Source organism: Brucella sp. NBRC 12953 (assembly GCF_040369775.1).
Classification (GTDB): domain Bacteria; phylum Pseudomonadota; class Alphaproteobacteria; order Rhizobiales; family Rhizobiaceae; genus Brucella; species Brucella pseudogrignonensis.
Genome location: NZ_BAABSV010000005.1, coordinates 129,392 through 155,233 on the forward strand (window position 1 = coordinate 129,392; position 25,842 = coordinate 155,233).

Consider the following 25,842-nt stretch of genomic DNA (forward strand, 5'->3'; position numbering starts at 1 on the left):
CAGTTAGGCTGCAGCCCTTTGACTTTCCGCATTATCATTCGCCGCCGCATACTTACCCGCGACCATCTCAGGACGGAGAATGTCGCGACCGACTTCACCGAACTGCTTGCTATAGGTTATTCGCTTTGCTGATCGGCCTGACAGCCACCCGCCGCCAGCTGCATAAGCGTCTGGTGCCGCGAGCGTTTCATGCTGCTCGACATACATCAGCGTGCCTTTTCTGGCATCGTCGCTGTGTCTGTGACCTATATGCACGTAGGCTTGTAGTGAGCGACCGAACATCCCGCGAAACATGCCTGCAATCGTGCCCTCGATATTTGCGACACCGCGCTTATGCCCGTGGTGATAGGCCAGCATCGTGCTGCCCCACTCGAAGGCGTAATAGAGGCTGGGTGAATTATCAACAGTGATGCGCGGCTCGTTCTCGTACATTACGGCGAGCATCTCACGAAGCCATGCGGATGAGGCCGGGTCGTGATTCCCCGAAGCCATCACGACATGAACGCGCTCGTGCTTCTGCAAAAGCATATCGATGATGCGGCGGATCGTACGGATCACAATGCGAATGACTTTCTGCAGGCGGCTATCCGCGTCCAGAACATGCTTGTGGGCAGGCGTGACGCTTTCAAGTGCATCGTGATGCATAAGGTCGCCCAACTGCGCCAGAATGGCCGTGTGAGCGTCGGGAGCCTGTGCCACAGCCGCAGAGAACCAATCAAGCAATAGCTGCTCGGCAATCCGCAGATCGTAATCGCTGCCAGTTTCTTCGCGCCACGACATCATGCCGAAATGGTTGTCAGTGATCGTGAACTGATTCAACAGATCCTCGCGACACCCCTTTGGCGCCGGCATAATCGAAACGCGCGGCAAATCTTCTTTTAGCGCTTCAACCATGGCCGTGATTGCTGCACGCTGTTGGTCGGCGTCCGCACGCTCCATGATGTGTTGAGTGACGATGCGGCCTTCGCTGTTAACGAGCGTCGTCTTGCCTTTGACCGCTAGACCGGCAGTCGCTTCATAAACAGGGCCAGCCTCTTTCGCCTGGCGCATGTAGGTGCCGTTAGGCGTTTCGGTCAGGCTTTTGATTGCATAGCCTGGCAGCGTTTCCTTCGGACCCATCAAGCCAAGCTCGGCCGCGCGCTTGATGCTGTCGTGAAACGCGGACTTCTTAACGCCACAAGCTGCAGCGGCCTTCGTTATCGTGCCGTGCTGCTGATACGCAGCAACACGGCGGCCTAGTTCTTGGTTTGAAAGGCGCGTGTTCGCCCGCTGTCTGTCATTGGACATACAGTCTCCTCGTGTTGGTTGGTTTGCGGGTTGGTGGTCCGCAATTTGTCATTGTGGTGGGAGTGAAAGGGTCGTCAACAGGTTTGCGCCGAAATAACGCCAGCAAGTCCCTAATTCTCTGACTGGCAAACACCTCAGCTACCTGACCTTTCAAAGATCGTCGTTCGCAACTGTTAAAATAATTAACGAATAAATACATGTAAAAAAGCTAACTACGATTGTCTTTCTAATAACAAAAATAAATATAATTTGACAAAATCAAAATAAATCTTTATGCATTATTTATCGATATTTTCTTGATGTGTTTTGCTTATTGCGCGTTTAGCAACGCGCCCTGAACGAACCCCCTTTTAAAAATCGTTATCACTTTGCGTCACGCAAATGCGTGCTGCTATCTTTATTGCTATGAGAGGGTTCTTTATGAGCACTGGCACAGTTAAATGGTTCGATTCCACCAAGGGCTTCGGCTTCATTCAGCCTGATAATGGCGGCCTCCATGCGTTTGTTCACATATCTGCTGTCGAGCGCGCCGGAATGCGCGAACTCATCGAAGGCCAGAAAATCGGCTACGATCTGGAACGCGACAACAAGTCGGGCAGGTTGTCGGCTGGCAACCTCCAGCCTGCATAAATATTATCCTTCTTTCCTTTGACCACGGATGTACTGGCACTGTTGAAAGAAGTTTACTTTAGAGGTCAGGCAATGCCTGACCTTTTTTATTCAAAAAGGAATTCTTTTATGTCCCTTGAGATGCAACCAACCTACACAAAAGAGACACTCTTCAAGCCAACCTCATCTGTTAAAGAGTCGATCGCGGAGAGAATAGATCGTACTTCACGTTCCATTCAAAAGGTCGAGACAGATGCTCGAATTGCAAAGACCTTGCGCCTCAGGAAAGCTCGGATGGAATATGAAGAAACTATTGTTCCTCCAGTGGCAAAAAAGAAGAGGGCACGTAAACGACATTAGTGAGAAGGACCACGTATCCACACGAGATGAAACAATAGCTTGTTTTTTTGATCTGGCGGGAAGTTGCTGCACGATGTTTTTTACCTAGCTAATGTTGATCCATTACGCGAACTCATCAATTCCTGTCGCGTTACTCCCTATCCCCTCGCCCGCGTAGTCTTCTGCTCAAACACACGATCCATGCGCTCGGTCAGTCCATCGATGCGGTTCGCAACGCTTTCGATTGCGCGCATGATCTGCGAGGTTTGCTCTTGCATCCCGGCCTTTGTGGCGAACGTTTCTGCAGCACGCAGCTTATAGTCTGAAAGCTCCTGCCGCGTGAGCGTGGCAAGTGCTGTGGCTGCTTCGGCTTTGGCGGCCGTTTCGTTTCTCGCAGCGTTGATCTTGCTGTCGACGTACTTCCAAAGGCCAAACAGAAAGCCGAACAGCATCACGATGAAGCCGACAACGCCCATGATTTCTGGTCCGGTCATGCTTCGTTTCTCTTTAGATTAAACATAGTTAATGTGCCCCTTTGTGTTCGCTTAAGGTCTTTGCTGATATGATTGCGGCATGAGACAGGTATCGAACAGTTTGATTGGCGAAATCTTCGGTGCGGTTTTGCGGGTTTTATGCATCGCGGTGCCGGTGATTGTTGCACTGGCAGCTATAGTCTTCATCGTGAAATACGAAGAAAGACGGGCGTTCATGCCGAAAGAGCAAACCCCGGGAGTGACTGAGCCTTTGGGCAACTGACCTCAAGGCCGTGCCCCGCATAGCTTTTCCATTTTCTCGTTCTCTGCCAGGATCTGGCGCTTGGTTTCTGACGTGTCGTCATGGCTGGCATAGATCGCCCGCGCCACGTTGCAATAGTTACCGCTTGTCGCGCATCCACTTAGCAAGCCGAGCGTCAACAGCGCTGTCATCAAGACGGCTGATTTCATTTTCTATCTTCCGTGCTTTTGTTGCAGATTGCGCGTCGCGCGCGGTCTGGGCTGATTTGCTGTCAGACCGTCCTTTGAGATAAGCGCTGACAAGGACAGCAAGCGCCGCAGCGATTGCCACGGCGTAGCCTGTCATGCGTGCCTTTATGATTGCAAGCCACGTCACGCCGCGACCCTCTTCAGCTCAAGCCGGCCCGTATGCCAAAGCCAGAAACCTCCACCCAAGGCAACCACGATCAAGGCAACGGTTAGGAATGCCCACGGGTTCGACACAGCACTGATAAGGCCGGTCAAAAACGTACCGCCACCAGCTGCGACAATGGTCTGCACCGTCTTATCCTTGAGCAACGGCACATCGTCAGGCTTCGCGTCATCAACAGACGCAGCTTTCATTTCTCGCGCTGCGGTCAAGCTATCGAGGAAGTTGCGATAATAACCAGCAATCAGCGTTGCCTTATCGGTGCCGTTGACGATGACACGCGCGCCTTCAGGATCTGCTTTGCCCTTGCCGAAATAATCCGCGAGCTTGCGGCCTGTGAACTTGCCCAACACCATGCCTTCAAAGAGGATGCGGACTGCAGTGGCTAACTCCAGCGCCTTCTCTGGTGTATCGGCAATGCCGAACTTCTTGTAATTCTCCTCGCCAGTGATCTGAGGCAGGCCTCGTCCGCGATAAGTCCAGCCGTCATTGACGCTGTCGTTACCCATGCGACCGCCATAGACCTTGTTAGCGAGCTTTTGAGGCTGGCGAACATATGGCTGGGCCGCAGCAATTGACGAGAAACGTTTCGGCCATGTCTTCCGAATTTGCGCCGCACTGGTGTAGTTGAGATTCTCAACAACCGGCTGCATCTTGCCGCCAGTCTCATGAAACACGGTTGCAAGAATATAAGCGGTCTGCTCGTCGAGTAGATTGCGGCGCTCGGCTTCGGCCAAGATAGACGATGTGCCATCAACCTGAGCCTGGCTCAAACGGCCGCCAAAAGGCGCGCGCCTCGCATACGCGAAGAACGTTGTTTTGTTCATTTGATTGTCCTTGGGATTGTATATGCGGATGAAACGCAGTTTTGGTGCGGCCCTCGGCAGGAAATGCGCCCTTCTGTACGGTGTCGTACATTGATTAGGCGTGGATTTATGAGATGATGAGGTGGCGCAAAGACGGTCTGCCAAATACTGCTGAGCGCAAAGCTCCGACTTGATCCGTCTCGTCGGGGCTTTTTTATTGACCGGTGATGAACTCGCGGCTTCTGCTCAGTTCGTTGCACGACTTGTGCACTTCAACTGCAAACTGTAGCATCGTCTTTTGTATCAGGAGGGGATCATGGACTGGATCAGCGTTATCAATATGGCTTTGGCAATATCGATGGCAGGGTTCGGCCTATTATGTCTCGTGATTTTGTGGGTACAGCGAGATTGAAACTATCGCCTCTCTGTACGCTACCGTACATTGCATTGGCACGCATTTGTGAGAAGATACTGATGCGTATCGACGTCACCGCAGACAGGCTGTACGCAAAGCCCCGGCTCGGTACGATACCCACGAGCTGGGGTTTTATTTTTCTACCCCAAAGTAGAAGTTCATGGACTTGCGCTCAATGCCTAGTTTCCGAATAACACCCTTAGGTAGCCTCGCACGGCCTCTTTTTCAGAGAAGCTCCGTCCTCGTGTTCGCAGAAATTCAGGATCGTGCCGGGTCTGAAGTTGTTCCATGATTGCAGTTGCTAAGGCATTCACATCTGCAACCGGAACAAGGGGACCGTACTTTCCGTTCTCAAGAATTTCTCTTGGTCCGCTCGGACAGTCCGTGCTCACGACAGGGCAACCACAGGCGAGAGCTTGGACTAAAACACCAGGCAGCCCCTCATACTTAGAGGACAGAACAAATAAATCAGCGTTGCGCATGTACTTAAACGGATTTTGAACGAAGCCCTCAAATATAACATCATCTGTGATATTTAACTTCTCTACCAATAGGTTGAGATCTGAGAGCATTGGACCTTCGCCCAAGATGATCAGACGAGCTTTGATTTTGGTTCGGACTTTTGCAAATGCTTTAATTAGTGTTTCAAAATCCTTTTGGGGCTTCAACTTCCCTACCGCGATAATTACGGGGATTTCCTTATTGTTAAACCAAACATGCTGCATGTCCTCCAATGATTGTTCTTCAAGTGTCGAATTGTATACAGCATTGTAAACGGCATGAAGCTGATGATCAGGTAACTTTAAAGCTTCGCCTAAATCTTTAGAAACGCCCTTTGAAACAGAAACGATTGCATCGGCCCGTTCAAAAAAATACCTTAGCGTCGGGGCTATGTGTTTCTGACGCCATTTTGCACGCCCGGTATAACCCTCACTCAATTGGTTTCGTTGGCCTATAATGATGCGTGTATCGACATCTGATACCGTTCGTGCAACGACCGCTGCGATGTTACCATAATCTAGAGCAGTCAGTAGCGCTCGAGGCCGAGTATTGCGAAGATAATCAGCCAAAGCTGGCACGGCAGCTGCGGGCTTTGGTGAGCTGGGAATAACGATTAGTCGCAGCAGGTATAATAAGTCCATCGGATAGCGCCACAGACTACGCATTGTTTGGACGAAGGAGGCTTGGCGTAGCCTGATAAGATTGACTTTATCGGAAACCAGATCATGAAAAGCGCCTTTTCCGTCGACTACCAAAAGATCGACATCGACGCCCGACGCAGCAAGAGCATTAGCAAGATTCACAGTTGATCTTTCGGCACCGCCTCCCTTCAACGATTTGATGAAGATGGCTAGTTTCCCATTCTGGTCAGTAAGTGACGCCACCCAACAACTCTCCATTTTCGAGGAAAACTTCAACTCTTATCCCAATCTAATCAAGCTAACCGAGTTGCAAAAGACAATTTTTTCAGCCCTTGACGCTGAGATATCGGACACTAAATCGAGGTTATTCACCGGATCGAAGCATTGCTCGAGTTGCACCAGTGAGTAACCCCGGTTCATGGCTGCCCGCCTGCCGGGGTTTTCTTCAATCTGCGGTGAGTGTAAACTCGACTGGCGCAGCTCTACATCTAGACGCGACTGGCGAACTGCGTGGCTCTGTCCGCAAGCGGCCGGTCGGGTTTTTCTTTTGGCGTGAGAAAACCACCTCAAGTGTGGCCAGCGCATTGCTTGCCATTATTTGCGGGGTGGTATAACCCTTCGAAGGGCATTACTCTGAAGGCAGAAAATATGGGGAACAGCGGCCATCAAAATAGCTTGGATGCTATGCGCTTCGTTCTGTCATCTGGAGTATTATTTTCTCACCATTTTGCACTTTCCGGCTTTATTGAACCGAAATTCCCACTTCTCGATATTTCAGTCGGAAACTTCGCTGTGTTCGCGTTCTTCGCTATCAGCGGATTCTTAATGTACGGATCTCTAAACCGATCGAACAATTTCTTCTTTTATTTCACATCAAGAATTTTAAGGCTTGCTCCGGGATTGATTGTGGCTGTCGTAATCACATCGTTTTTTTTGATGCTTATTTTCGACAACTTTTCAAACTTTTCATCACACCTATATTATATTCAGAGAGATTCATTTTCTTTTGTTTCTGAACCGTCTTATTTCATAAATGGAATATTTGATGATAGGCCGAACAGAGGCGTCAACGGATCGTTATGGACACTTCAGTATGAATTCTTCATGTATATCGTTATGTTCGGCGTCTTCCTACTACCTAGGAAAATAGTGCCTTTCGCAATTATATTTCTGCTATGTTCTTTTGTATTTTACTATTATTTTCAACCCAACCGAATATATCATCTAGGTACATTCCATCTCAATAATGAGTATTTGTTATCCAACGGATTTCACTTTCTATCAGGGGCACTGATTGCGCATTTTTGGCCATCAATATCTGCAAATCGTTTAACTTTCGCGATTACATCGTTGTGCTTAGCCGCATTATTTATTCTTGTATTCCCGCTCGAAAGGCTGATTGGCATCGGGCTCTTGTGGGTCTCGTTTTTAATTGCGTGTATGTCTCCCATAGTTTCCAAATTCAGTAAAATAGGTGACGCGAGTTATGGCGTCTATATTTATGCCTTCCCGATTCAGCAGACGATGATCATCTTTGTAGTAGGGTTCTGGGCATCTATGGCAGCGGCTTTTCTATCAACCGTTGGTGTATCCTTCCTGAGCTGGCACCTCATTGAGAAAACAGCCCTCTATCGAAGAAAGAATGTTTCTATGTTGCTAAGCGATTTCTCAAAAAGGCTGCGTATTTAAACCTGACTTAAACCTTTGACTATCCCAGCCATAAGCTATCAACGTCTGCAATTGTAATATTAAGCAACGGCACCCACAAAGGCGGCGGACGTCCCTAGCCAAATTTCAAACCTTCCGACGTTTTCTTTATTCGAGAGCGGGGGTAAGAGTGTGGAGCGCAGGTTAACTTGGAGACCAGACCGGCGATCAGCTTGGCCACTGCTAGTACCGCATCACGGGATGATTGCGGGAAATACTTGTAGATGTGAGCTGTAGCGTCTAACCTAACTCATCATTGGAGGGGATGATGAACTGTAACAGCGATAACTTGGTAATTTTTACAAATGACGACGGTTCAGAAACATTTGAGGAAATGGTATCTGGAGCCGTTGAAGGAATGCATATTGAGGTTTCAGGCGCAGGTAACCGTCTGAGAATTGCAAAAGGTCAGACGTTTGTAGGATGCAATCTAAATATTTCCGGTAACAATAATACTCTAAATATCGAGCTTTCTAAGAACCCAATCTATCACTCTTTATTCCATTTCGCCCCGCCTGGCCACGAAAGGTCGATCACTATTGGTGCAGGTTTCTCTGGTGGCGGACATTTCCGCGTAGTTGAGGATGGCACGTATATTAAGATTGGCGAGCGCTGCCTCTTTAGCTGGGACATAACAGTTATGGCCTCCGATTATCACGCTATTTATGATGATACGGGGCATGTTATCAACAAGGCTACAAGTCTAACGATAGGTGATGACGTTTGGGTAGGATGTAAGACGACCATCCTGAAAGATACCACTATCCCAGACGGCTGTATTATTGGCGCCAACAGTGTCATAACAAGGCCCTTCGAGGATAAAAGGTGCCTTATCGCAGGCAATCCAGCTCGCATAATTAAAAAGAATGTTCGATGGAATTACTATGAACCTCACCTAGCACCAACAATAGAGGCGGTTTTGCCCGACCAGAACTCAACAGAGCCATCGAGAAAACGCGGTAGTTTGATGTCTTTGTTGCAACGATTTCGCATACTGCAGCCAAAAACGAATATATGAGACACGTTCTCATAATTTGCAGAACACCTTGTTAAGACATTAGAATAGCGGCGCGGTGCTCTCCAAACAGCTCCGTCGCCATTGTTTTAATAATTGGCCAGAGTTCATGATCTGAGCGGAAGGTGTTTGCCGTGGCGAATATGCGCTGTGTGCGCATGGGCTGTGTTGCCATGGCTTCATTTACCTGATTGGCCTCATCCTCGGTGAGACGTTCCCAAAAAGTTACAGTCGCCAAGATCGTTATCTTGGGAAGTCCTATGACGGGGGAGTTCATCTCTGCAACAAAATCCACCAGAGTTTGCCCTACTCTCCCAACATACAGTTGGCCTCTTTCATCAACCCATTGGTTATCTTTTCCATCGACACGAGTCAGATTAGCGGCGTCAATCATTAGACATATCTCGTTTTGAAGTTCATCATTTGAAGTGTAATCGTCTGCCCAGTAACATTTCCTATTCCGTATACATCATTGCCGATATGGGTCATAAATATATTACTGTTACTACTCTCTCCAAATATCGTGCCAGTCTGAGATACCAATCGTGCAGTTCCTCCTCCAAGGATATAAATTGCAGTTGCTCCAAAAGACTGAGTTTCGGAAACGATAGCCATCCCGTTCCCGGTCTCAAAATTGTATCCCGCTAGATTTGCAAGAGTAACGGTGAAGGTGGTTTTAAACTGCCAATCCGATGCTGGAACGTTCGTGGATATCGGGCCGCTGAACGTGTCGCCCGCCCTGTTTGCGGGGGAATATCCCAATGAGGTCACCGCAGGCGTAGTGCTGGCAAGCATCGTTCTGGCTTGCGCAGTCAAATCCGCAAGAGCGGCTGCATTCTCTGCTGTGAAATATGGGAACTTATTCGCTCCGCCAGTGAGCGCCAGAACAGCTAACGCGGCAGCCGTAATATCCGATTGCGTAAGGCTGCCAGACGCATCAGTATTCAGAATTTTGTTTGCTGCCAGCGTTAAGGCTGCAAGCTTCCCAAGGCTGCCGGTAGGGTCTTGGATGCCGAAGCCTGATGTCGGCTTCAGCTCATACTGACCAACTGCATTGCCAACGGGAACCTTGCCATCCTCGACGCCAAGTTCAGCAAGATTTGCCAGGACGCCGTTACCGAGAAGTTCAATCAGGTTTGTGGACTTGCCTGCAAGCCTCGCACCATCTGGAAGAAAGCGCATGCGGTACGCGAATGTTCCACTCTGCCCCGGCCAAGGCTCAACGAACTGACCCGCTACATTGCTGTCGATAGGATTGCCGAATTCGCTTGTTCCCTTGATGATCGCTGTGAAACCCTGCAATTGAACAGTATCACCCTCGCGAAATCCCATCGTTCGCCAAAGCGTATTGGTGCCGGTAAAATTGACGTCACCTTGTGTCACAGTAATCGTTCCGGACATGTAATCAGGTAAAACGGCCATAGATTTGCCTCCCCATGCAAAAGCACGGTATGGTTAGTCAGATTGTTTGATTGAGACGATCAGCGTTTCCAGACGAGCGATTTCAGATTTCCTGAACCGCTCAAGTTCGTTCCGCTCTGGTTGTTGGTCTTTCTGACCTGATAGGTATTGTTCCCACGAACCGCGCTGCTATCAATAGCTGCCGTGTTGATCGAAACCGCTGTGCTCTGACCGGTGGTGAGACCATAGCTGAACTGTCGAATGACAGCCCCTGTAGTGGTATTGATCAACCAGATCGTGGTCGTTGACTGCGTTGAACCGCCGATAATGCTCAACGATGCATTGATGAACCAATCCAGCAAAATCGTGTTGCCCTGCGGGCTATTGATCACGAATGAGCTTAGGGTAACGTCATTTGCTGAAGTGTTGATATTATACGACGTGTCAGTCGTCGCCGTCACAGCATTGAAGTCGAGATTGCTGGTTCCTACAATCAGATTGTTGATCACAGCATTCTGAATTTGCGCCCAATCGATCGAGACATTAACGATCTTCGCCCAGTCCATGACGAAGCCTTCGCCATACATGACGTTGTTCTGAATGACGAAGGGGTGAAAAAACTCAGTGCCGTTGGTGAAAACAATCTGTGCAGCCATCAGCGCTATGCGAGCCTGTGTACTATTGACGTCCAGAAAAAGCCCCGCGCTCTTCCAGTCGCCAACCGTGCCACCTTCAACCTGCATTCCGATACGCGAATTCCAACCAGACGGCGCAACTGAGCTTGCCATTCTGAACGTAGCATTTGCGCTGACATTGTTTACAACAGTCGTCAGGCTGGTGATTGCAGTTGCCTGAGCTTCAACCTCATCTTCAACGCCATCAACTCTGGCCTGAAACAGCTGCAATATGCTAGCACCGGTATTATCCCAGAGCTGCGCATTGATGCGGATGAGCTGCTGACCAATTGCACTGTTTGGACCAGTTGCGACAAGGATGTCTTCTTGCCAGCTCGCCTGCGCATTGCTGAACGTGCTCGTAAGCTGACGGCTTAAACGCTGGATATCTGCATAATTTGCGTTGTGGTTGTCAGATGTCGTTGTTGCGAGTTCTTCAGCCTGACGGATGATTTCGCGCATCTGCGGACCAATCCAGCCGAGATAGCCTTTCAGGTCATCCGCCAGCCCCTCGTAATCAATCGGGTTCTGATCTCCTTGAGCGTTGAGTGTATGAACTTTAACAGCTGCTGACCACGCCACAGGACGCGTCCCCGAAGCCACTCTGAGCCTTGTTCTGACCCACCAATCGGTTAAACTCGTCAGTCCGTTGACAATCTGAAAGACTGTTACGTCCTTTGTCACAAATGCTGAGAACACCTGTGACGGGTCGTTGTCAGGCCAATATTGGATATCAACGCCCGCCACAGTTATGTCATCTATTGTGTCCCACAGGAGACGTATTCCGGGGTGCTCATCGCCATTATCACCGACGACAAGGTTAGGAATAGCGGCGAAGTTTTGCACCTCAGCAAGGTAATCCGGATTTCCATTTGGTGTTGGAACGGGCGGGTTTGTTGCATACGCCGTCGGATCAAAGATACCGTCTCCAACCTCCTGCCACGAGATCGAAACATCGCGAACACTGTCGCTGCCCATTGCGCCAAGGGCTTTCGAATGAACCTGAAACTTGATCGTGCGGTTATAGCGCGCTGATACCCATTGAACCCATTGACCAACCTGCAATCCGAGGAATTTCGGATGAACGGTGAAGTTGCCGTTAGCCTGATAGCGTGAGGCCCGGATAGCAATATCTGCCAGACGGTCGCCTACACGCGGATCAGTGACGGCGGTGTAATCCACCTTGGAAGCCAGTCGCTCGCGATCCTGAGCCAATGCAGCAGCATCAACGCGCGTGGTGAGCGAGGTAGTTTCATAAAACAATTCTGGACTGACATACGAAGCCGCAACGGTGTTGACGAGTTCAGTCCGAGTGCGCGTCAACGACAGCTGGAAAGATTTCTCCCACGCAATGTCATCATCAGTGATCGTCGCAACAACGGCCTGATTAGCGCCTACGATTGGATACTCACCTGTCACGCCTTCAATCCAAGAGCCTGCACAAGCTTCGCGCAATGGCGTCATATTGGTTTCGTGCGTAACGCCGTCACCAGATGACGCAATCAATGCCGCTGCATAACGCTTGCTGCCGTCTGGCATGACTTCATCGCAGATATTCATCGCGGTGAACCATTCAGACAAAGGCAAACGGCTCTGCGCAACGCCTCGGCCAACGATCTTTTCAGTCCCGTTGTAGATGCCCAATTCGAGGTTATACATCATGACAGCGGGATTATCGGAGAAAGCCCAGCTATCCTGATTATTCCTGCGCTGTGTCCCCGATCCACCTACACTGGTATCGAAGCGCGGGTCATACAATGGAGCGCCGCGCACTTCGAACATAAGGCTCGGAGGAGACGTGAGATTATCGGCCTCCATGCGTGACGTCACCACGACGTAGCAAATACCAGCCCCACGATGAGCAGAAGTCCAGCGTCCAGGCGGATTGGCATCAGCCACCAGATTATAATCAGCGGCCTGATCCATGGTGCCCTGATAGAAGCGAACCCAGACTTCGCCGCCTTCGTGGACACCGAGCACTTTCCTCCCATATGCAATGTCGTCAGTGGTTAAGCTCTTCCACTCGCCATCCATCTGCACGCGCAAGAGCTCGACGCATCGAAAGTCAGAAAGCTTGAACACGTCCTGCACCATTCGGTTGCCTTTACCGAATGCATTGCGATAGACGTGATGCCCCATCGTGCCAAAGACGCCTAGGCCGACTTCACGAACGAGGTTTTCGCCGTATTTGGTTTCTGTGGCAGAGGCCGAAGACTTAGGTGTCTGCTGAAAGATCGACGTGAGCGCGTATTTTGCAGCGACCAGAAGCCCGCCAAGCACAATGTTTGCAAGGACGGTACCGCCGAATAGCCACGAGCCGAGGCCAACGAGCCCTGTCACAATAGAAACAGGGTCCGCCGCCGCGGGCGATGCCAGCAGCGCGAATAAAATCGCCAAAATGTAAAACATCAGGAAACCTTGAAGGCCTTCTCGGCCATTGTGCGTGGCAGGAAGCGCAAACCGTCCTCGCCTTTCACCGCGAAGCCGTATTCACAGAAGTAGCCAACAGTTTTCTCAAAAATGCCGACGTCGCCGCGCTGCGCCATCGCAACAGGCGTTTCCTCGAAATGATTAGCCAAGACGGCGCTTAAGCTGGCAAAGCCTCGCTGCTTGATCAGGCGATAAGAGCCGGTTCGGCTTTTGTATTTACCGCGCACTTCAGAAGCAGGATCGCTGCCCGTAACCGCCTCTATTGCGTCGGATGTGGTGAGAAGACAATCAGACTTTCCCCAAACCAAAGGCGTGTTTATGTGCGCCTCCGTGACAGCCACGAGGCGTTTTTCCCATTCCGGATGTCGCATGGCGATCCTTACGGTGCTGTGATGTGGAAGTTTTCTCGCTTCACCACTGAGGCATATTCAAAGAACTTGTCGCCCGGTGAAATGAGCTGCTGATCTTCGTGAGAGGCGGTGCGATAGCCGTCACGGTGGTTTTCCAATGCCGTCGTTTCAACGTTGGCTTTGAGAACCATTTCGCCGCCATCCGTTTCGTGATCGATGGTGTCGATAAAACCTCGATACATCGGCTCGACGTGAAGCAGTTCGCGCGTGTCCGGATCGAAGTAAGCATCTGACAGAATGACCGTGCGGCCTTTGTAATCCAAGCTCTCAATTTGTGCGAGCTTATCAGGCGTCACACCGTAATCCGCTGCCGTCGGCATGGTGATGGTGATCGGCAGAGCTTCCGCACCCATCTGATAAGGCGGTTCTTCAATGGCAATCAGCTGGTTTGGAATGTATGTGTTGCCATTCCAGGTGAATTCGGACGAGCCATTCCACATATACCAGAAGCCAGTGCCAAACTGGAATTCGCCAAGAGAGCGCACGACAATGCGCCCCTCTTCTAGCAATTGCTGTAGACGAGTTGGGAAAGCCATGAAGCCTCCGAATTGTAGGAAAGTGTAATCGACTATCGGTTGCGACTCGGCTTTGATGGCCAAGCGGAGGCAAGATCATGTCAAAAGGTAAGAAACATCCCGGCAATCGTCCCGACCGGCGCCAATACCCACTGCACGATATCAGCATCGAACATCTAGTGGGTTCCCTTGTCATCGCATGGAACAATGCCGAGAACAGCTCTAAACTGCTGCTCAATCGTCTGCTTGGCAGCCCGCCTGGCATTCAAGCAGTCACGAATGAGTTAAACGGACAGTCACTTTGGTTTGCTCTGAAAGCAGCATCGTCACAGTCGGTACACACTGAAATTGAAGAGCATGTGAGGCAAATATCAATTGCCTTGGAGAGGCTCAATGAACACAGAAACTACTTTGTTCACGGTTCATTGAATAAAGAAGGGGAACACCTCGTGCTGCGCACTGAATATGCGAAAGGCGAAGTACGAGAGTATGAGGACCGCTTTGACAAACAGGAAATCCACCAACTTGTTCGCGATTGTGACGACATAGGAATGTGTGCGATCGATATTACAGCTTATCTAATGCTGAAAAAGATGGATCGAGCTTCTTCACTTCCTGATACGCCCTTTTTACCACCTCAGTTAGACAAAACCCGTCGAAATCCGAAAGCTCACGCTCCAAAACCTTCGTCATCGCCGGAGTAAAACCGAAGAAATCTCTATCTTCCTTGTCCATATTTCCCTCGATCACTTCGGCACCTCGATCAGCTGGAAAGATGCAGTCGGTCGCGGACCTTTCGACATCTGAAAGCTGTCTTTCACAAGTCGGGTATTCATCTCGGGCTGTTTGAAACGTGCCGTTGCGCCGGTTGCGATATAAGACGCAATCGGCTGATCCACCTTAACTGTGATTGTGGTACTGACGGCCGTAGCACCACCGCCATAAGCGACCTGCAAGAACTGGCGATAGTCTCCACTCTTGAGTGAGAACATATCGCCGTCCATGAGCTGCAAGCCCGGTACAACGCCGGTAAGCTGTACTGTATAACCTCCGGTCACCGACCCGCGTGACGCCGTTCCAGTGATGTGTGTGTTGTTTGGATCACCCCAATACGCACGCGGAATACAGATGTGCTTCGGACGATAAACAATCGTTTCCATGCCGCCCTTGGCAGCCGCAATGAACGCCTGAAGCTGTACCGCCTCGCTGGCGGTCATCGGCAGTGTTTCCATATCTACGGTGCGATACGGATCAACGAATTCAACCGTCGAAATAACCCGACCGCCAAACTTCGTCTGACTGGTCGGATTATTAAGCAGGGGGTAAGACGGTACAAAGCGGACGGTTGAGAGAAGATCGATCATCGCACTAAACCCCGCCTTGATGCCTGCTTGCTATCCCGCGCAAAGCGCATTGGCCCTGATTTGTCGTATGCTTTGACTGTGCGCGAACTTGTGCTTTGAGACACGTTCTCAACATACGAATGGAAGTTGCCGTCGTTCTCGAACCGGGTCACAACATCCACACGCATCGGGCCAGCGGCTCCTGATCTTTGTGGAGCACTGAGTATCGGCATTGACGGGGCGCGCAGACTTTTTGTGCCATTTGCAAAGGCCGGCAAGCGATCTTCATTGATCGCTTCCAGAAGCCCGCGATATTTGGCCGTTGAACGAGCATTAGTAATGAACTCTCTGTTCGACACTCTCGCAAGGATGCTGTCGCTTCTGCCGGTACCACGTCCACGAATAAGGCCGGGACCGGGGCGCGATGGAGTTCCGTTGGCGAACTTTGGCAGCCCGCCGTCTTTGAACCCCATAAATCCACCGAACAGACTACCTGACTTCCCGAACAGCCCGTCAAAAAGGCTGTTCAACGTCATATCTAGAAGCTTATCGATCAGCTTTTGCACCGCATCGGTCAGAGCTTCAACAGCATCTTTTCCAGATGCTAGGTCAGTAACCAGCCCCTTGAAGGCATCTAGCTCTGTGCTACGCCATTCTTCGGACTTCTGCTTTAGCTGGCTTTGCGCTTCGTTAAGCTTATTGGCTTCAGCAGTAGCGAGAGCCCACTGCTGGGCAGTTTGCGCAATCTGCGAACGGAGTTCAGGAGTGATGGCAATGCCAGCCTTTTGAGCTGCATTGAGTAACTCCTGTTCGGTGCGCGCCTTTTCAGCTGCAAACCCGTAATCATCAATCAACGGGTTAATTTGGCGAAGAGCTTCAGTTTCCGCGACAAGTGCAGCTGTGCGGTCATTTACTTCGCGCACATCATTATCGAACTTGTCTTCAGGTGTTTTCTTTTGGCGCTCTTTCTTCGGCTTTTTGCCTTCAGATGTGCGGCTTTCTTGTGCTGCAACATTAGCACGTGCAATCGCATCAATTTGCTGCTCGGTAAGCGCGATGCCATCCTTCGTGGCGGCATTTCGCACTTTCTGCCGCTCCATTTCGAGCGCGTGTTCTTTCTTGCTAAGAGCAGCTAGGCGGAGCTGGTCGCGTTCATACTCATTCGCAGCTTCGCGCTGCATGATGTATGGATCCTTGGCTGAACGCGTTGAGCGATCTTCGATGACCGCACGAGCGCCAGACACAGCAGCTAGGTCAGCTGCAGCGCCACGAGCAGCGCTAGAAACCATAGCCAAACGATCAAGGATCGGGCCAATTGCGTCCGCAACTTCCTGAAAGTTGTAGTCAGCGTTCGCCATAGCGAACAACGATTGTTTGGCATCTTCTGCCGAAACAGTGCCTTCGTTTACTCCATCACGAAGACGAGCCAATTCAGCATACTGCTCTGGAGTGATGAGGCTCATCGACGACACTTGAGCAAAAGAGGCCAACATGTTGACCGCAGCTTCACGAGCGTCATCAAGCGCGACGACGGAAGCCTCAACTTCTTTGCTTAGTGAGTTCTGGGTGTAGGCATCATTCTGTCGGCCAGCCTGTTCAACGGCATTGCCTGATGACTTAGCGGCCTCTTCAACCTTCTTTAGCCGCTCTGCAAAGAGCGTGGCTCCCTGACTCGATTCACCGACTGTTGAATTGTAGAGAATAAGCGACGACACGACCGCGCCACCAATGACCATGCCTAAAGGGCCAGCAGCGGCACCAAGGCCACCGAAGGCTGTAGCCAAACCGCCCATTGTGCTTGCTGCGGCTAAAGCTTGCCTGAACTGGCCAAGAGCCACGCCAGCGGTTCCGAGCGTGCGGATCATACCAAGGAGAGATCTACCAACCAAGGCACCCGCAATTACTGCTGCAACCTGCAAAGCGCCATCTGCGACCTTGTCGAAGTTGTCGGCAATCATGACCAGCGCTTCGGAAATCTTCGCAGACACGCCAGCTGCGCTGTCAGCATTGCCAACGTACTGAAGCAGAGCATTGTTCAGAAGTGTAAAGCCGTCGCCGATCGTCGCTGGCATGTCGGCCGCTTCCTGACGCAGCGTTTCCATCTGGCTCGATAGGCCGCGAACAATGTCGTTGCCCGTGATCTTGCCCTGCGAACCAAGCTTGCGCAGGCCGCCAACTGTCGTATCAAGACCAGCTGCCAACGCTTCCGCAACGCGGCCGCCGGATTCAATCACCGTATTGAGGTTATCGCCTTGCAACTTGCCGGTAGCCATAGCTTTGGCGAGAGCATCGATAACTCGCGCTGCTCGATCACCTTTAGCGCCTGACACGACGAGAGCGTTGTTCAACGCCTCGGTGTAGTTGAGTGATTCATCTGTATTGTAGCCAAGTTCGCGCAGCGCCGTGGCATTGGAAAGGTAGCTCTCAGCAGTCTGAGAAAGATCCGAATAGGTACGGCGCGCCATCTCGCCGAGACGGCCCATGACCTCAGTACCCTTATCGATCGAACCTGCAGCAAGGTTGACGCGGGACGTCATATCCGTCCACGTATCAGTCATCTTGCGAAGCTGATCGACACCCAACGCGGCGCCTATTCCGGCGAGCGGTGCCGTAAGGCCACTAAATGAGCGTGTGAAAATACTATCCAGATTCTTGTTCATCTGGCGCGCGCGTCGTTCAATCGCATTAAATTGGCGATTAGAAACATCGTTGGCGCGAGCCAGGCTTTTTTCAAATGACTTGAAGTCAGCAGAAAGCTGAACAACCAGACTTTCGAGGTCGGTTCTTGCCATACTCAACGATGTCCTGATAAGAAAAAAGCTCGCAGTCACGCGAGCTTGGGGATGTGGATGAAAGTATTGGTCGGCGCGGCCTGCATCGCGGTTATCGCTTTCGTCGGGTACTATTTTTGGAATGAGTACCGGACAGCAGAAATGCTGAAGAGGCAGGCGTTTGCCACCGATTGCGGGAAAATTACGAGCAACAGTCCGACGTTCGACGAGGCTTACACCAAAGCGATCCCACAGGCCGAACACGTAAATCGTCTAAGGAAATGTCTCGATTTCTACGAGAGTGGGAAGATGCGTTAAGCTAGATAAAACTGAGTCCAGGGGCACGATGTTTTGGTTCTTAGTAGGCGTTTTGGCTATCGCCGCGCTCACAACGTTTGTGATCTTGCGGCCAAACCGCCGCAACTGGCATTTATCTGAAAACAAAAACCAGACACGCCTATACAAAGGATCTCAAATAACGGTCTTTGAATCGGATGGCGGATGGAAGTTTTGCATCGCTGATCCCGTTGATGATGACGATCCCTACTTCTCCGATCCATACGAAACTCAACTGGCTGCTATGGAAAGTTGCATCGCGCTGATCGACAATACTCCATCACCGCATCAATCACGGCGTGATATCCGAGATGAAAAGAAATTGGCTTTATCTCTTGAGATCACAGCACAGTCTTCCGACCTCCTAGCGGATGCCAAAGAAAAACTTAGACATATGCATCACACCGGCAAGTTCTTGGTGAAGGATATCGAGCCAATCCAAAAAACTTGCAAAACCCAGATCAGGTTCATCATTGATTTGTATCAAAATCATTATCTTGAGGGTCGTTCAGACGAAGCAGACAAAATTTGGCTGGAGCGTAAAGAGTTCATCGCACTAGAAAGCCATTGCAATGAACTATTGACTTGGATTCGGTCTGGAACAAAAAACGATAGAGGCCCCGCTCCATCATTTCCTCAATAGATGATTACGCTTTTGCAAACTGAGGCATCACCCAGCCTTAATCCAATCCCAAAGATCGTCTTTCTCGGACTCTGACAGCTTACCCGGCTCGTCTGGCGTATTCGCTTTGATGTAACCATCAAGCGCAGCCATGTATTGCCACATCGACATTTTCCCAACGTCTTGCGGCGTAAATCCTAGAACTGCACCGTTTCCGTAGATTGCGGCAAATCTGATCTTTCCATTGGGGAGACTGTCGAGTTGTTCCCCTCCTGACTTGCCGCCCCCGGCTCCCCCACTGGCTCGTCAGGCGCTCCCTGAAGGGCGGTTTGCAAAATAGCTATCGCAAATAAGAGGTTCTCAGCCAAATCAGACACACGCTCTTTGACGTATCTCTGAACCAGCTTTGTGGCTTCAGGCGGCTTCAAACCGCCACCGATGAGCCCCTGCCTGATAACATCAGCAATCTCACCAGACCGGCATTGCTTGTTGTGAAGCCGCTCAAGAATAACCCAGGGGCCCGCATCGCAGGCCTCCTGAAGTGCTTCGAGTTCGCTCCATCCAAGGCGGAATGTGTAATCATCATCCGCCCAGGTTAGCTCGATCGATGCGTCACGGCTCATTATGGTGTAGCCGGGGTAGACGTACGAACCATAACACCGTCAGACTGCAAGCTGACATTCAGGGTCGCGCGCTGGCCATTGGTTGCGCCCGCCTCAATGCTTTCAACATGCATGAATCCGGTCCACGTAATGGTTTTTGCAGGAAATTCCCACTCTACCTTAACTGGAATGGATTCGAGACTGTCGACCGCATCTAGCCAAACATCGACGCTTTCAGCGGCAAGTACGCCTTCACCACTGATACTCATCGAAAGGCTGGTTGCATCGCGCCCGACCCAATCGACCTTATCAGGATCGGTACAGTCAGGAACATTGACCTCTTCGAGGCCCTTGTTGATTGTAATAGACCGCTGCGTGAAGCCGCACGGGTTTTCGTATACAATTGGGTCGGCATCGTTGCCGATAAGGACGCGGAACTTGCCGCCCTTGATAGTCGTTGCTTGAGCCAATGCGGCCTCCAACAAAAAAGGCCGCCTATGGCGACCTTACAACAGAATGAGTGGTGAAATCCGACTGTGCGGGCTACGGCGTCTCAATGACGGCCGTGTACTGGAGTGACGCCTGATTGACACCTGGAGCGCGGATATAGTCGGTGCGCCAAGGGTCGAAGGTGACGAGAGCGTTTACCGTGAGCGGGGGTTCCCATCGTCTAAGTGCCTTGGTGACAGCGTCGGCGATTTGCCGAACCTGTTTTTGGCTTGGAAGAGACGACCAGCAATTAATTTGAAAAGTGACGTCAACCGCATCAACGCAATCGGCACTGTCATCAGAAGACGAAGCGCTGCCAAATGAAACATACGGATAAGTTGCGGCCGGTATATTGCCATTAGGATCGGCGGGAGGATTGTCATAGACCTTTTCCGCGCCGATTAGCGTGGTCAGCGCAGCATTCTGCGATAACCGCGCATAGATCGCGGTTTGAAGTTCCCATACAGGGTCCATCCATCAGCCTCCTGCGGCTACTGTTTTCGCTGCTTTGGTGATGGCTCGACGAATACGACGTTTTGTTTCTTTGGCTTTTGCTCGCCACGTCACGTAGAAGAATGGCTGTTTTCCCTGACCGGGGTTCGTTGTGCCGGGAAACATGCCTTTATTGGCAAAGCCTACCGTACCGAACTCAACCCAGCGCGCGTAGTAAACTTCTTTGTTGCCTGCATAGATTGTGATAGTCCAATCAGCTGCAAGGCTAGCTTCGACTGTCGCGATCACCATGCTGCCTTTTGGAGCTTTACCCCACGTCCAGCCGATGCTTTCCCGTAGTGCTCCGTCATCTTCAGCAACACGACGTTTCATCATGTCGACGATATCGTCGGCACCCTGCTCCATAGCGCCGCGAACCATGTCGCGAGCGACTTTCGGCAAGCGTTTGAACTTCTGTTCGAGTTTAGCCAACCCTAGAATGCGAGCACCATAGCCATCAACCACCGCCCTGCACTACAGCGCGCATTTCGATGTACTGATTAACCTCGTCAGGGTTCGCACATGACTGGATCTCGTAAAGAACTCCGGTTCGCTTGTTTCTAGCCCGCCAAGACGGCGTGACGTCGCGTGTCCGCAGTTCGCTTCGAACGACAAGCGTATAAGGCTGGATGCCTTGCGTACGAGCGGCGATGTCCGTTTCAGAACCAAGGCGGGGCTGCAAACGAGCCGCAGTTTCGAACTTGTCGACCCAATCCTGGCTAGTGCCTCCGCCCTCGTCCCTCACCGGTTCCCGCTGCTGAAAGACGACGATGTTATTGAGCGCACCGGCTCCTTTACGTGGCGCCATCCTTCTCACCTTTTTTCGGGGTTTTCAGCCGCAAAGCCTTGTTGGCTTGAACGGCAGAATTTGCGCAAAGTGTAGTCACAAGGCCGGACCAGCCAGCCTTATAAGCAATCGTGACTTGCGGCAGAGGTTTCCAGTCGAAGTCTTCGGAGAAGCGGACGTGAGGCATTACGGCACCTCTTCTTCAATCCGCCAAACCCTAAACGCCGAGAGCAACGCACGTACATGTCTTGGCAGAACTGCGTCTCCGCCAGATGCTGTGTCAGGCTCGCGATTTTCGTAAAGGTCTGCACCGACAAGCAGAATGGCCGCCGAAATAGCGGCATTAACGACGATGCCGTCAGCAAGTGACGGCGTTTGACCAGCCGCTACGACCTCGCGATCGAGGTATTCAGTGACCACAGTTTCCGCGGCGACGAGATAAAGCGTCAGCTCGTCGTCTTCGTCATCGTGAAAAACACGAAGGTGACGCTTGAATACAGTAAGATCAATCAGAGCCATCGCCACCACCTTCAGGCGGCACTTCCGGCTCCGGTTCGGGCTGAGGATTTGGGATAACGACCCCGGCGCCGATGTAGCTGGCTACCCGCCTCTTACGCGTCTTTGTCGATACTGCCATCTGATTTCGCCTTCTGCTTGGGCTTGGTGCCATTCTCTGGCGTGACGCCGTCCGCTTCCTTAGTCGCATCTGACTTGCCAGCCAAAGACACAAGGCCCTGTGCTTCCAGCTGTCGAGCTTCACCAGCTTCAACTTCGAAAGACGGGCTCTTGCGTGTTTTTAGCTCTTTGCCGAGGGCAAAAGTCTTTAGGGCTTGAACTTCTAGAAAATCAGTCATGTTCTCTCCAATCTGGAAAAGGGGAGCCGAAGCTCCCCGTCCCCATTAAGCGCCTTCGACGTCGCCGGTTACGAACGACTCTGGTCGATAGACGGCAAATGCCAGTCGCTCTTCCGCGCGGATCGTGAACATGTTCTTTTCGAAGTCATCGACGTTCTCGCTCGACAGCAGCACTTCGATATCGAGACGATCGAAGATCTGTGCCGCGAAGCTGAACGCGCCAGTGAGGAATTCACCTGCAGCCATCGCCTGAGTGGAAACCACTGGCAGGTTCCAGAGAGTTGGCGTCAGCGATCCCTGCGGATTGCCGATGATGTAATTGCCGCCGGCATCTTTGGTTAGCTCAATCTTTGTCCAATCAATTGGGTTGAGGACAAAAGCTGTGGCCGGATACTCAGCAAGAACAACCTGAAGGATTGCGAGGCGAAGGCGATCAATACCGGTCGCACCTGGCAAAGTGAAGGCTGGGCTAAACGCGGTTGCCTGCGGAACCAGGCCGTGAATGTTCTGACCGGTGCCAGAGCCATTTAGCAGCTGATTTTCTTCCGCAAAGCGCAGACCGTAACGAGCACGGCCATCGATATAGGAACGAAGAGCCGGAGCATCGTCCAGGATCTGGCGCGAAGCCTTGAACAAATGAGCAATAGTGCGAACCGGCGCAGAAGTCATATCGAACGTCAGGTCCGAATATGGCTTTGTAGTCGTTTCAGCGACAGGAGCCGCATTGTTCGTGTAGCCGGTTTCCTTCACATACTCGATAGAGCTCGAAGAAGTTTGGCCCGGAAGCACGAGATCGCGGATCGTCAGAGTACGCTCCGGAAGACCAAAAATGCCCGGCACCCGTGCACCTGGAACGAGTGACGTGCCCTGACTACGACCAGCGCCCACAGTGGTGTTGGCCGAAGTGATTGCAGCACGATCTGCCGTCACCTTGATCGAACCGCGGGACGCACCCGTCAGCATCCCTGCCTTATAATCGGCAGACTCGATAACCATGTCACCAAGCGACTTCTGTTCGTTCGCGCCTTCTTCCTTTTCACGGGCGGCACGCTTTTCGAGATCGCCAAGGCGTGTGGTCATGTCGCCGAGTTCAGAAAGAGCCTTATCGGTCTTTTCCTTGAGTTCAGCCGAAACCTCGCCGTTAGCAGCAAGTTTCGACGTAAAGTCTACAGCGAGATTGCCAACCTGCTCCTTAATGGAGGCAAGCGAAGTACCAAGCTCGCCGATCTTATCGGCAAGTACATTATCAGCCATGTGTGGCTCCTTAAATTTTGATGAGTGGTGTGTTTGCTTCGGCCAAAAGCCGGTTTAGGGCTGCCAAAGCAGCAGCATCCGTCTCGACGTCAGGAGCCCCCTGACCTTCCTTGAGGTAGAGCCGAGCGGCCCGCTCTGCCTCAGAATTCGATAGGTTTAGAAGACCCTTCAAACCATTCTCGAATTCGCGCTTGGTAATTTGTTCGCCTGCTGCCATTTTAGAGGCAAGAAGCGTGGCTGCATCGGCCTTTGCGGCGTTAGATGCTTTCACTCGGCGCACATATGCTGGCTCGGTTTCGGCGCCAAAGCGTGCCAGTGTCTCGTCCAGCGTTGCGACACGGTCCGCCATACCCAGCTCAATGAGCTTTTCTGAGTAGAAAACCCGGCCCTGACCGAAGTCAGCTTCCACACGGGCTTTTGTGATGCCGCGTCCTTCAGCAACGCTCGTTAGGAAACGCTCATAAGAGCGATTCACGCTTTCCTGAATGTAAGCCAGCGTTTTCTTGCCAAGTGGCTCAGTTTCGTTGCCCTCGACTTTGTGCTCGCCAGCGGAAATATACGTACGCTTTACGCCAGCCTTATCCAAGGCTGCTGAAATGTCCTCATGCGCTGTGTAGACACCGATCGAACCGGCCCGGCCCGAAGGCGTAACCACGATTTCGTCAGCGGACGATGCCAACCAGTATGCGGCACTTGCGGCTAGACTGTTGACCTGCGCAATGATCGGCTTTTTGTCTCCGCGTAACTTGCGGATCTCCGTTGCCAACTCCTCGGTACCAGGAACTGAGCCGCCAGGGCTATCAACGTCAAGCACCACGGCCTTCACATCATCATTTGCCAGTGCCTTGTGTAGCTGTCGCTTGATGCCGGCATATGAAGTTCCGCCGCTCATCGCCGAAAACATATCCATACGGTCAGACAGCACCCCGTAAACAGGGATCACTGCTACCTTACCGTCGGTTTCCGCGATTTCTTTCGCCCGAGCATCAGAAACAGCAGCGGCAAACTCAGACGTCACAAACTTATCACCTGCAGCACGAGCTGCGATAACATCTGCAAGAACCGCCAGTTTTTCGCGCTGAATCGCCCACGGCTCAGCCTCAAAGGCTGTCAAAATGTGTTCGAATTTCATAAATTATCCTTAAGCAGCGCGCGTATCCGGCGCTTCATCAAACGATGGTCCGCCGTTGTGGCCGATGCCGTGCAAAGGTTGCATTGTTCCGTTGACGATGAGCTCGTTACCGCCAGGCATTTCAGCCTTGTTTTCATAGGATCGAGCTTCATTCGGCGTATAAATGCCGTTATTGACCATCTTCTGCAGGAAGTCAGCGCGCGCTTGGCTATCGCCTCTCAGCAAGCCTTCCATATTGAACTTCACGACAGTCGTTTTGCGGGTCTTTGCGTCTAGCAAATCGCGATAGACTGCCGATTCAATGCTGCGCAGCAACGGCGTGAGGCAGGTCTTAGTAAACTGCAGGATAAGTTGCTCAATCCCGCTGCCCCACGTCGTCGTCCCGTTTGAAGCATGACCAATCATGACAGGGGGCACACCAAAGATGCGGCAGATCTGCTCAACGCTAAACTGTCGCGTTTCTAGCATTTGTGCGTCTTGAGGATTGATCGTTAGCTGCTGGTATTTAAGCCCAGCTTCCAAAACAGCAATCTTGCCGGCCTTTTCAGACCCAGCAAACTGGCCAAGAACTTCACCAAGCTGTTTACGCTGTTCTGATTTTAGGATCTGGTCAGATGAAAGAACGCCCGCAACCTGCATGCCGTTGGCAAACATTTTGCCAGCCGTCTTTTCACCAGCAAGTGCGTTGCCGACAGTGTTCCGGACAACGCCAATTGGCGAAAGACCGCGATCACAGCCGGGAATAACCATTCCACGAACGTGGAACATCTTGTCTTCGCTGATACGACGGATTGTGCCTGACTTGCCTTTGGTAGTTTCAGTCACTTCGTAAAAGCGATTGTTCCGATCGTCACGGCAGACCTTAACGGCGAGTGGATGAAATGGATTCAAAGCTGTAAGGCGCCCGCCGTTCATCTTCTTTTCGGCGAAAAAGTTACCGTCCAGACAAAGGCACATCGCAACCATGGCCCAAAAATCAGACGCTGTGTCATCAAGATTGGGCATATCGTGGAGTAGCTCATAGAGAACATTGTCACGATCAATGGTGACACCGTCGTCCTTGAACACGTTGCATGGGAGCGTCTTCACGGAGTTGGCTACAAGATTTACGCAAGCCCAAACAGCATCAAGCTCTAGAGCCTTTTCGTAAGTGACTTTTTCACCTGACGTCGTTCCAAGGCCGAAAAAACCTCGCCAGAACTCGCCGTCGGTGAGCTTGATGGGCTTTCCGACCCATCTATCAATGAAGCCCATATTCGCTCCGTCG

General features: G+C 51.5%; 31 protein-coding genes. 7 read left to right on the forward strand and 24 right to left on the reverse strand.

Annotation, left to right across the window (positions count from 1 at the left end; translation table 11 throughout):
* Window positions 1–3 precede the first annotated feature (3 nt).
* Entirely contained in the window at window positions 4–1,287 is a 1,284-nt protein-coding gene (locus tag ABWV94_RS13520; RefSeq protein ID WP_113497888.1) for an oxidoreductase, read from the reverse strand.
* A 420-nt stretch (window positions 1,288–1,707) separates the two neighbouring features.
* On the opposite strand from ABWV94_RS13520, the gene ABWV94_RS13525 reads away from it, so the two are divergent.
* The gene (locus tag ABWV94_RS13525) at window positions 1,708–1,917 is read left to right on the forward strand and encodes a cold-shock protein (RefSeq protein WP_113497890.1); all 210 of its coding nucleotides are present in this window, start codon (window positions 1,708–1,710) and stop codon (window positions 1,915–1,917) included.
* 476 nt (window positions 1,918–2,393) lie between these two features.
* Here ABWV94_RS13525 and ABWV94_RS13530 read toward each other — a convergent pair whose 3' ends face one another.
* The gene (locus ABWV94_RS13530; RefSeq protein WP_113497894.1) at window positions 2,394–2,729 is read right to left on the reverse strand and encodes a hypothetical protein; all 336 of its coding nucleotides are present in this window, start codon (window positions 2,727–2,729) and stop codon (window positions 2,394–2,396) included.
* A gap of 79 nt (window positions 2,730–2,808) precedes the next feature.
* On the opposite strand from ABWV94_RS13530, the gene ABWV94_RS13535 reads away from it, so the two are divergent.
* On the forward strand, window positions 2,809–2,991 hold the full coding sequence (locus ABWV94_RS13535) for a hypothetical protein (protein WP_113497896.1): 183 nt from the start codon (window positions 2,809–2,811) through the stop codon (window positions 2,989–2,991).
* Window positions 2,992–3,108: 117 nt separating this feature from the next.
* Here ABWV94_RS13535 and ABWV94_RS13540 read toward each other — a convergent pair whose 3' ends face one another.
* From ABWV94_RS13540 to ABWV94_RS13550, 3 genes are all read right to left on the reverse strand, one after another.
* Window positions 3,109–3,345, reverse strand: a complete 237-nt coding sequence (locus ABWV94_RS13540; RefSeq protein ID WP_162761725.1) for a hypothetical protein — start codon at window positions 3,343–3,345, stop codon at window positions 3,109–3,111.
* Complete coding sequence (locus ABWV94_RS13545) at window positions 3,342–4,205, reverse strand: chitinase (protein WP_113497901.1); 864 nt, start codon at window positions 4,203–4,205, stop codon at window positions 3,342–3,344. Before ABWV94_RS13545 ends, ABWV94_RS13540 begins: the two co-directional genes overlap by 4 nt.
* A gap of 573 nt (window positions 4,206–4,778) precedes the next feature.
* Complete coding sequence (locus ABWV94_RS13550; protein WP_162761726.1) at window positions 4,779–5,984, reverse strand: glycosyltransferase; 1,206 nt, start codon at window positions 5,982–5,984, stop codon at window positions 4,779–4,781.
* 267 nt (window positions 5,985–6,251) lie between these two features.
* Here ABWV94_RS13550 and ABWV94_RS13555 point away from each other — a divergent pair, with 267 nt between their 5' ends.
* Window positions 6,252–7,430, forward strand: coding sequence for an acyltransferase family protein (locus ABWV94_RS13555; RefSeq protein WP_162761727.1), 1,179 nt, complete (start codon window positions 6,252–6,254; stop codon window positions 7,428–7,430).
* Between the two features lie 286 nt (window positions 7,431–7,716).
* Window positions 7,717–8,466, forward strand: coding sequence for an acyltransferase (locus ABWV94_RS13560; RefSeq protein WP_353413899.1), 750 nt, complete (start codon window positions 7,717–7,719; stop codon window positions 8,464–8,466).
* 31 nt (window positions 8,467–8,497) lie between these two features.
* Here the strand turns inward: ABWV94_RS13560 and ABWV94_RS13565 are convergent, their stop codons facing one another.
* The 5 genes from ABWV94_RS13565 to ABWV94_RS13585 are packed head-to-tail and all read right to left on the reverse strand — an operon-like array spanning window position 8,498 to window position 13,914.
* On the reverse strand, window positions 8,498–8,857 hold the full coding sequence (locus ABWV94_RS13565; protein WP_353413901.1) for a hypothetical protein: 360 nt from the start codon (window positions 8,855–8,857) through the stop codon (window positions 8,498–8,500).
* Window positions 8,857–9,885, reverse strand: a complete 1,029-nt coding sequence (locus tag ABWV94_RS13570) for a hypothetical protein (RefSeq protein ID WP_113499261.1) — start codon at window positions 9,883–9,885, stop codon at window positions 8,857–8,859. Before ABWV94_RS13570 ends, ABWV94_RS13565 begins: the two co-directional genes overlap by 1 nt.
* A 59-nt stretch (window positions 9,886–9,944) precedes the next feature.
* Window positions 9,945–12,947: a phage tail protein gene (locus ABWV94_RS13575; protein WP_113499259.1), complete on the reverse strand. Its 3,003-nt coding sequence runs from the start codon at window positions 12,945–12,947 to the stop codon at window positions 9,945–9,947.
* On the reverse strand, window positions 12,947–13,339 hold the full coding sequence (locus ABWV94_RS13580) for a DUF6950 family protein (protein WP_113499257.1): 393 nt from the start codon (window positions 13,337–13,339) through the stop codon (window positions 12,947–12,949). The genes ABWV94_RS13575 and ABWV94_RS13580 overlap by 1 nt, the downstream gene beginning before the upstream one ends.
* Window positions 13,340–13,347: 8 nt before the next feature.
* Window positions 13,348–13,914 carry a hypothetical protein gene (locus tag ABWV94_RS13585; RefSeq protein ID WP_113499254.1) on the reverse strand — a complete coding sequence of 189 codons (567 nt, stop codon included), beginning with the start codon at window positions 13,912–13,914 and terminating at the stop codon, window positions 13,348–13,350.
* A 77-nt stretch (window positions 13,915–13,991) separates the two neighbouring features.
* Here ABWV94_RS13585 and ABWV94_RS13590 point away from each other — a divergent pair, with 77 nt between their 5' ends.
* Window positions 13,992–14,597, forward strand: coding sequence for a hypothetical protein (locus ABWV94_RS13590; RefSeq protein WP_113499252.1), 606 nt, complete (start codon window positions 13,992–13,994; stop codon window positions 14,595–14,597).
* 42 nt (window positions 14,598–14,639) lie between these two features.
* Here ABWV94_RS13590 and ABWV94_RS13595 read toward each other — a convergent pair whose 3' ends face one another.
* Together ABWV94_RS13595 and ABWV94_RS13600 are read right to left on the reverse strand one after the other, a co-directional pair.
* The gene (locus ABWV94_RS13595; RefSeq protein WP_113499250.1) at window positions 14,640–15,257 is read right to left on the reverse strand and encodes a hypothetical protein; all 618 of its coding nucleotides are present in this window, start codon (window positions 15,255–15,257) and stop codon (window positions 14,640–14,642) included.
* The gene (locus ABWV94_RS13600) at window positions 15,254–18,028 is read right to left on the reverse strand and encodes a tape measure protein (protein ID WP_353413905.1); all 2,775 of its coding nucleotides are present in this window, start codon (window positions 18,026–18,028) and stop codon (window positions 15,254–15,256) included. Before ABWV94_RS13600 ends, ABWV94_RS13595 begins: the two co-directional genes overlap by 4 nt.
* Before the next feature lie 57 nt (window positions 18,029–18,085).
* On the opposite strand from ABWV94_RS13600, the gene ABWV94_RS13605 reads away from it, so the two are divergent.
* Together ABWV94_RS13605 and ABWV94_RS13610 are read left to right on the forward strand one after the other, a co-directional pair.
* On the forward strand, window positions 18,086–18,325 hold the full coding sequence (locus tag ABWV94_RS13605) for a hypothetical protein (protein ID WP_162761749.1): 240 nt from the start codon (window positions 18,086–18,088) through the stop codon (window positions 18,323–18,325).
* Between the two features lie 28 nt (window positions 18,326–18,353).
* The gene (locus ABWV94_RS13610) at window positions 18,354–18,986 is read left to right on the forward strand and encodes a hypothetical protein (protein ID WP_113499243.1); all 633 of its coding nucleotides are present in this window, start codon (window positions 18,354–18,356) and stop codon (window positions 18,984–18,986) included.
* 176 nt (window positions 18,987–19,162) lie between these two features.
* On the opposite strand, the gene ABWV94_RS13615 is transcribed toward ABWV94_RS13610, so the two are convergent.
* From ABWV94_RS13615 to ABWV94_RS13670, 12 genes are all read right to left on the reverse strand, one after another.
* Entirely contained in the window at window positions 19,163–19,588 is a 426-nt protein-coding gene (locus tag ABWV94_RS13615; protein WP_113499241.1) for a gene transfer agent family protein, read from the reverse strand.
* Window positions 19,588–20,037 (reverse strand): phage tail tube protein, encoded by a 450-nt coding sequence (locus tag ABWV94_RS13620; protein ID WP_113499239.1) that lies wholly within the window; start codon window positions 20,035–20,037, stop codon window positions 19,588–19,590. The genes ABWV94_RS13615 and ABWV94_RS13620 overlap by 1 nt, the downstream gene beginning before the upstream one ends.
* Window positions 20,038–20,110: 73 nt before the next feature.
* On the reverse strand, window positions 20,111–20,530 hold the full coding sequence (locus ABWV94_RS13625; RefSeq protein WP_113499237.1) for a DUF3168 domain-containing protein: 420 nt from the start codon (window positions 20,528–20,530) through the stop codon (window positions 20,111–20,113).
* Between the two features lie 3 nt (window positions 20,531–20,533).
* Window positions 20,534–21,013 (reverse strand): HK97 gp10 family phage protein, encoded by a 480-nt coding sequence (locus ABWV94_RS13630; RefSeq protein WP_113499235.1) that lies wholly within the window; start codon window positions 21,011–21,013, stop codon window positions 20,534–20,536.
* Window positions 21,006–21,356, reverse strand: a complete 351-nt coding sequence (locus ABWV94_RS13635) for a head-tail adaptor protein (protein WP_113499233.1) — start codon at window positions 21,354–21,356, stop codon at window positions 21,006–21,008. Before ABWV94_RS13635 ends, ABWV94_RS13630 begins: the two co-directional genes overlap by 8 nt.
* Window positions 21,343–21,522 carry a hypothetical protein gene (locus ABWV94_RS13640; protein WP_113499231.1) on the reverse strand — a complete coding sequence of 60 codons (180 nt, stop codon included), beginning with the start codon at window positions 21,520–21,522 and terminating at the stop codon, window positions 21,343–21,345. The genes ABWV94_RS13635 and ABWV94_RS13640 overlap by 14 nt, the downstream gene beginning before the upstream one ends.
* Window positions 21,522–21,854 (reverse strand): head-tail connector protein, encoded by a 333-nt coding sequence (locus ABWV94_RS13645; RefSeq protein WP_113499229.1) that lies wholly within the window; start codon window positions 21,852–21,854, stop codon window positions 21,522–21,524. Before ABWV94_RS13645 ends, ABWV94_RS13640 begins: the two co-directional genes overlap by 1 nt.
* Window positions 21,841–21,972, reverse strand: coding sequence for a hypothetical protein (locus ABWV94_RS13650; RefSeq protein WP_268900948.1), 132 nt, complete (start codon window positions 21,970–21,972; stop codon window positions 21,841–21,843). The genes ABWV94_RS13645 and ABWV94_RS13650 overlap by 14 nt, the downstream gene beginning before the upstream one ends.
* Entirely contained in the window at window positions 21,947–22,189 is a 243-nt protein-coding gene (locus tag ABWV94_RS13655) for a hypothetical protein (RefSeq protein WP_113499227.1), read from the reverse strand. Before ABWV94_RS13655 ends, ABWV94_RS13650 begins: the two co-directional genes overlap by 26 nt.
* A gap of 45 nt (window positions 22,190–22,234) precedes the next feature.
* Window positions 22,235–23,443, reverse strand: coding sequence for a phage major capsid protein (locus tag ABWV94_RS13660; RefSeq protein ID WP_353413910.1), 1,209 nt, complete (start codon window positions 23,441–23,443; stop codon window positions 22,235–22,237).
* A 10-nt stretch (window positions 23,444–23,453) separates the two neighbouring features.
* The gene (locus ABWV94_RS13665) at window positions 23,454–24,575 is read right to left on the reverse strand and encodes a S49 family peptidase (RefSeq protein WP_113499223.1); all 1,122 of its coding nucleotides are present in this window, start codon (window positions 24,573–24,575) and stop codon (window positions 23,454–23,456) included.
* Window positions 24,576–24,584: 9 nt separating this feature from the next.
* Window positions 24,585–25,829 (reverse strand): phage portal protein, encoded by a 1,245-nt coding sequence (locus ABWV94_RS13670; RefSeq protein ID WP_113499221.1) that lies wholly within the window; start codon window positions 25,827–25,829, stop codon window positions 24,585–24,587.
* Window positions 25,830–25,842 lie beyond the last annotated feature (13 nt).

Excerpts from the sequence above, each read along its gene's own strand:
- ABWV94_RS13520 (WP_113497888.1), bottom strand. The coding sequence starts at position 1,287 with ATGTCCAATGACAGACAGCGGGCGAACACGCGCCTTTCAAACCAAGAA.
- ABWV94_RS13525 (WP_113497890.1), top strand. The coding sequence starts at position 1,708 with ATGAGCACTGGCACAGTTAAATGGTTCGATTCCACCAAGGGCTTCGGC.
- ABWV94_RS13530 (WP_113497894.1), bottom strand. The coding sequence starts at position 2,729 with ATGACCGGACCAGAAATCATGGGCGTTGTCGGCTTCATCGTGATGCTG.
- ABWV94_RS13535 (WP_113497896.1), top strand. The coding sequence starts at position 2,809 with ATGAGACAGGTATCGAACAGTTTGATTGGCGAAATCTTCGGTGCGGTT.
- ABWV94_RS13545 (WP_113497901.1), bottom strand. The coding sequence starts at position 4,205 with ATGAACAAAACAACGTTCTTCGCGTATGCGAGGCGCGCGCCTTTTGGC.
- ABWV94_RS13560 (WP_353413899.1), top strand. The coding sequence starts at position 7,717 with ATGAACTGTAACAGCGATAACTTGGTAATTTTTACAAATGACGACGGT.
- ABWV94_RS13565 (WP_353413901.1), bottom strand. The coding sequence starts at position 8,857 with ATGATTGACGCCGCTAATCTGACTCGTGTCGATGGAAAAGATAACCAA.
- ABWV94_RS13570 (WP_113499261.1), bottom strand. The coding sequence starts at position 9,885 with ATGGCCGTTTTACCTGATTACATGTCCGGAACGATTACTGTGACACAA.
- ABWV94_RS13575 (WP_113499259.1), bottom strand. The coding sequence starts at position 12,947 with ATGTTTTACATTTTGGCGATTTTATTCGCGCTGCTGGCATCGCCCGCG.
- ABWV94_RS13580 (WP_113499257.1), bottom strand. The coding sequence starts at position 13,339 with ATGCGACATCCGGAATGGGAAAAACGCCTCGTGGCTGTCACGGAGGCG.
- ABWV94_RS13585 (WP_113499254.1), bottom strand. The coding sequence starts at position 13,914 with ATGGCTTTCCCAACTCGTCTACAGCAATTGCTAGAAGAGGGGCGCATT.
- ABWV94_RS13590 (WP_113499252.1), top strand. The coding sequence starts at position 13,992 with ATGTCAAAAGGTAAGAAACATCCCGGCAATCGTCCCGACCGGCGCCAA.
- ABWV94_RS13595 (WP_113499250.1), bottom strand. The coding sequence starts at position 15,257 with ATGATCGATCTTCTCTCAACCGTCCGCTTTGTACCGTCTTACCCCCTG.
- ABWV94_RS13600 (WP_353413905.1), bottom strand. The coding sequence starts at position 18,028 with ATGGCAAGAACCGACCTCGAAAGTCTGGTTGTTCAGCTTTCTGCTGAC.
- ABWV94_RS13605 (WP_162761749.1), top strand. The coding sequence starts at position 18,086 with ATGAAAGTATTGGTCGGCGCGGCCTGCATCGCGGTTATCGCTTTCGTC.
- ABWV94_RS13610 (WP_113499243.1), top strand. The coding sequence starts at position 18,354 with ATGTTTTGGTTCTTAGTAGGCGTTTTGGCTATCGCCGCGCTCACAACG.
- ABWV94_RS13615 (WP_113499241.1), bottom strand. The coding sequence starts at position 19,588 with ATGAGCCGTGACGCATCGATCGAGCTAACCTGGGCGGATGATGATTAC.
- ABWV94_RS13625 (WP_113499237.1), bottom strand. The coding sequence starts at position 20,530 with ATGGACCCTGTATGGGAACTTCAAACCGCGATCTATGCGCGGTTATCG.
- ABWV94_RS13635 (WP_113499233.1), bottom strand. The coding sequence starts at position 21,356 with ATGGCGCCACGTAAAGGAGCCGGTGCGCTCAATAACATCGTCGTCTTT.
- ABWV94_RS13640 (WP_113499231.1), bottom strand. The coding sequence starts at position 21,522 with ATGCCTCACGTCCGCTTCTCCGAAGACTTCGACTGGAAACCTCTGCCG.
- ABWV94_RS13645 (WP_113499229.1), bottom strand. The coding sequence starts at position 21,854 with ATGGCTCTGATTGATCTTACTGTATTCAAGCGTCACCTTCGTGTTTTT.
- ABWV94_RS13650 (WP_268900948.1), bottom strand. The coding sequence starts at position 21,972 with ATGGCAGTATCGACAAAGACGCGTAAGAGGCGGGTAGCCAGCTACATC.
- ABWV94_RS13655 (WP_113499227.1), bottom strand. The coding sequence starts at position 22,189 with ATGACTGATTTTCTAGAAGTTCAAGCCCTAAAGACTTTTGCCCTCGGC.
- ABWV94_RS13660 (WP_353413910.1), bottom strand. The coding sequence starts at position 23,443 with ATGGCTGATAATGTACTTGCCGATAAGATCGGCGAGCTTGGTACTTCG.
- ABWV94_RS13665 (WP_113499223.1), bottom strand. The coding sequence starts at position 24,575 with ATGAAATTCGAACACATTTTGACAGCCTTTGAGGCTGAGCCGTGGGCG.
- ABWV94_RS13670 (WP_113499221.1), bottom strand. The coding sequence starts at position 25,829 with ATGGGCTTCATTGATAGATGGGTCGGAAAGCCCATCAAGCTCACCGAC.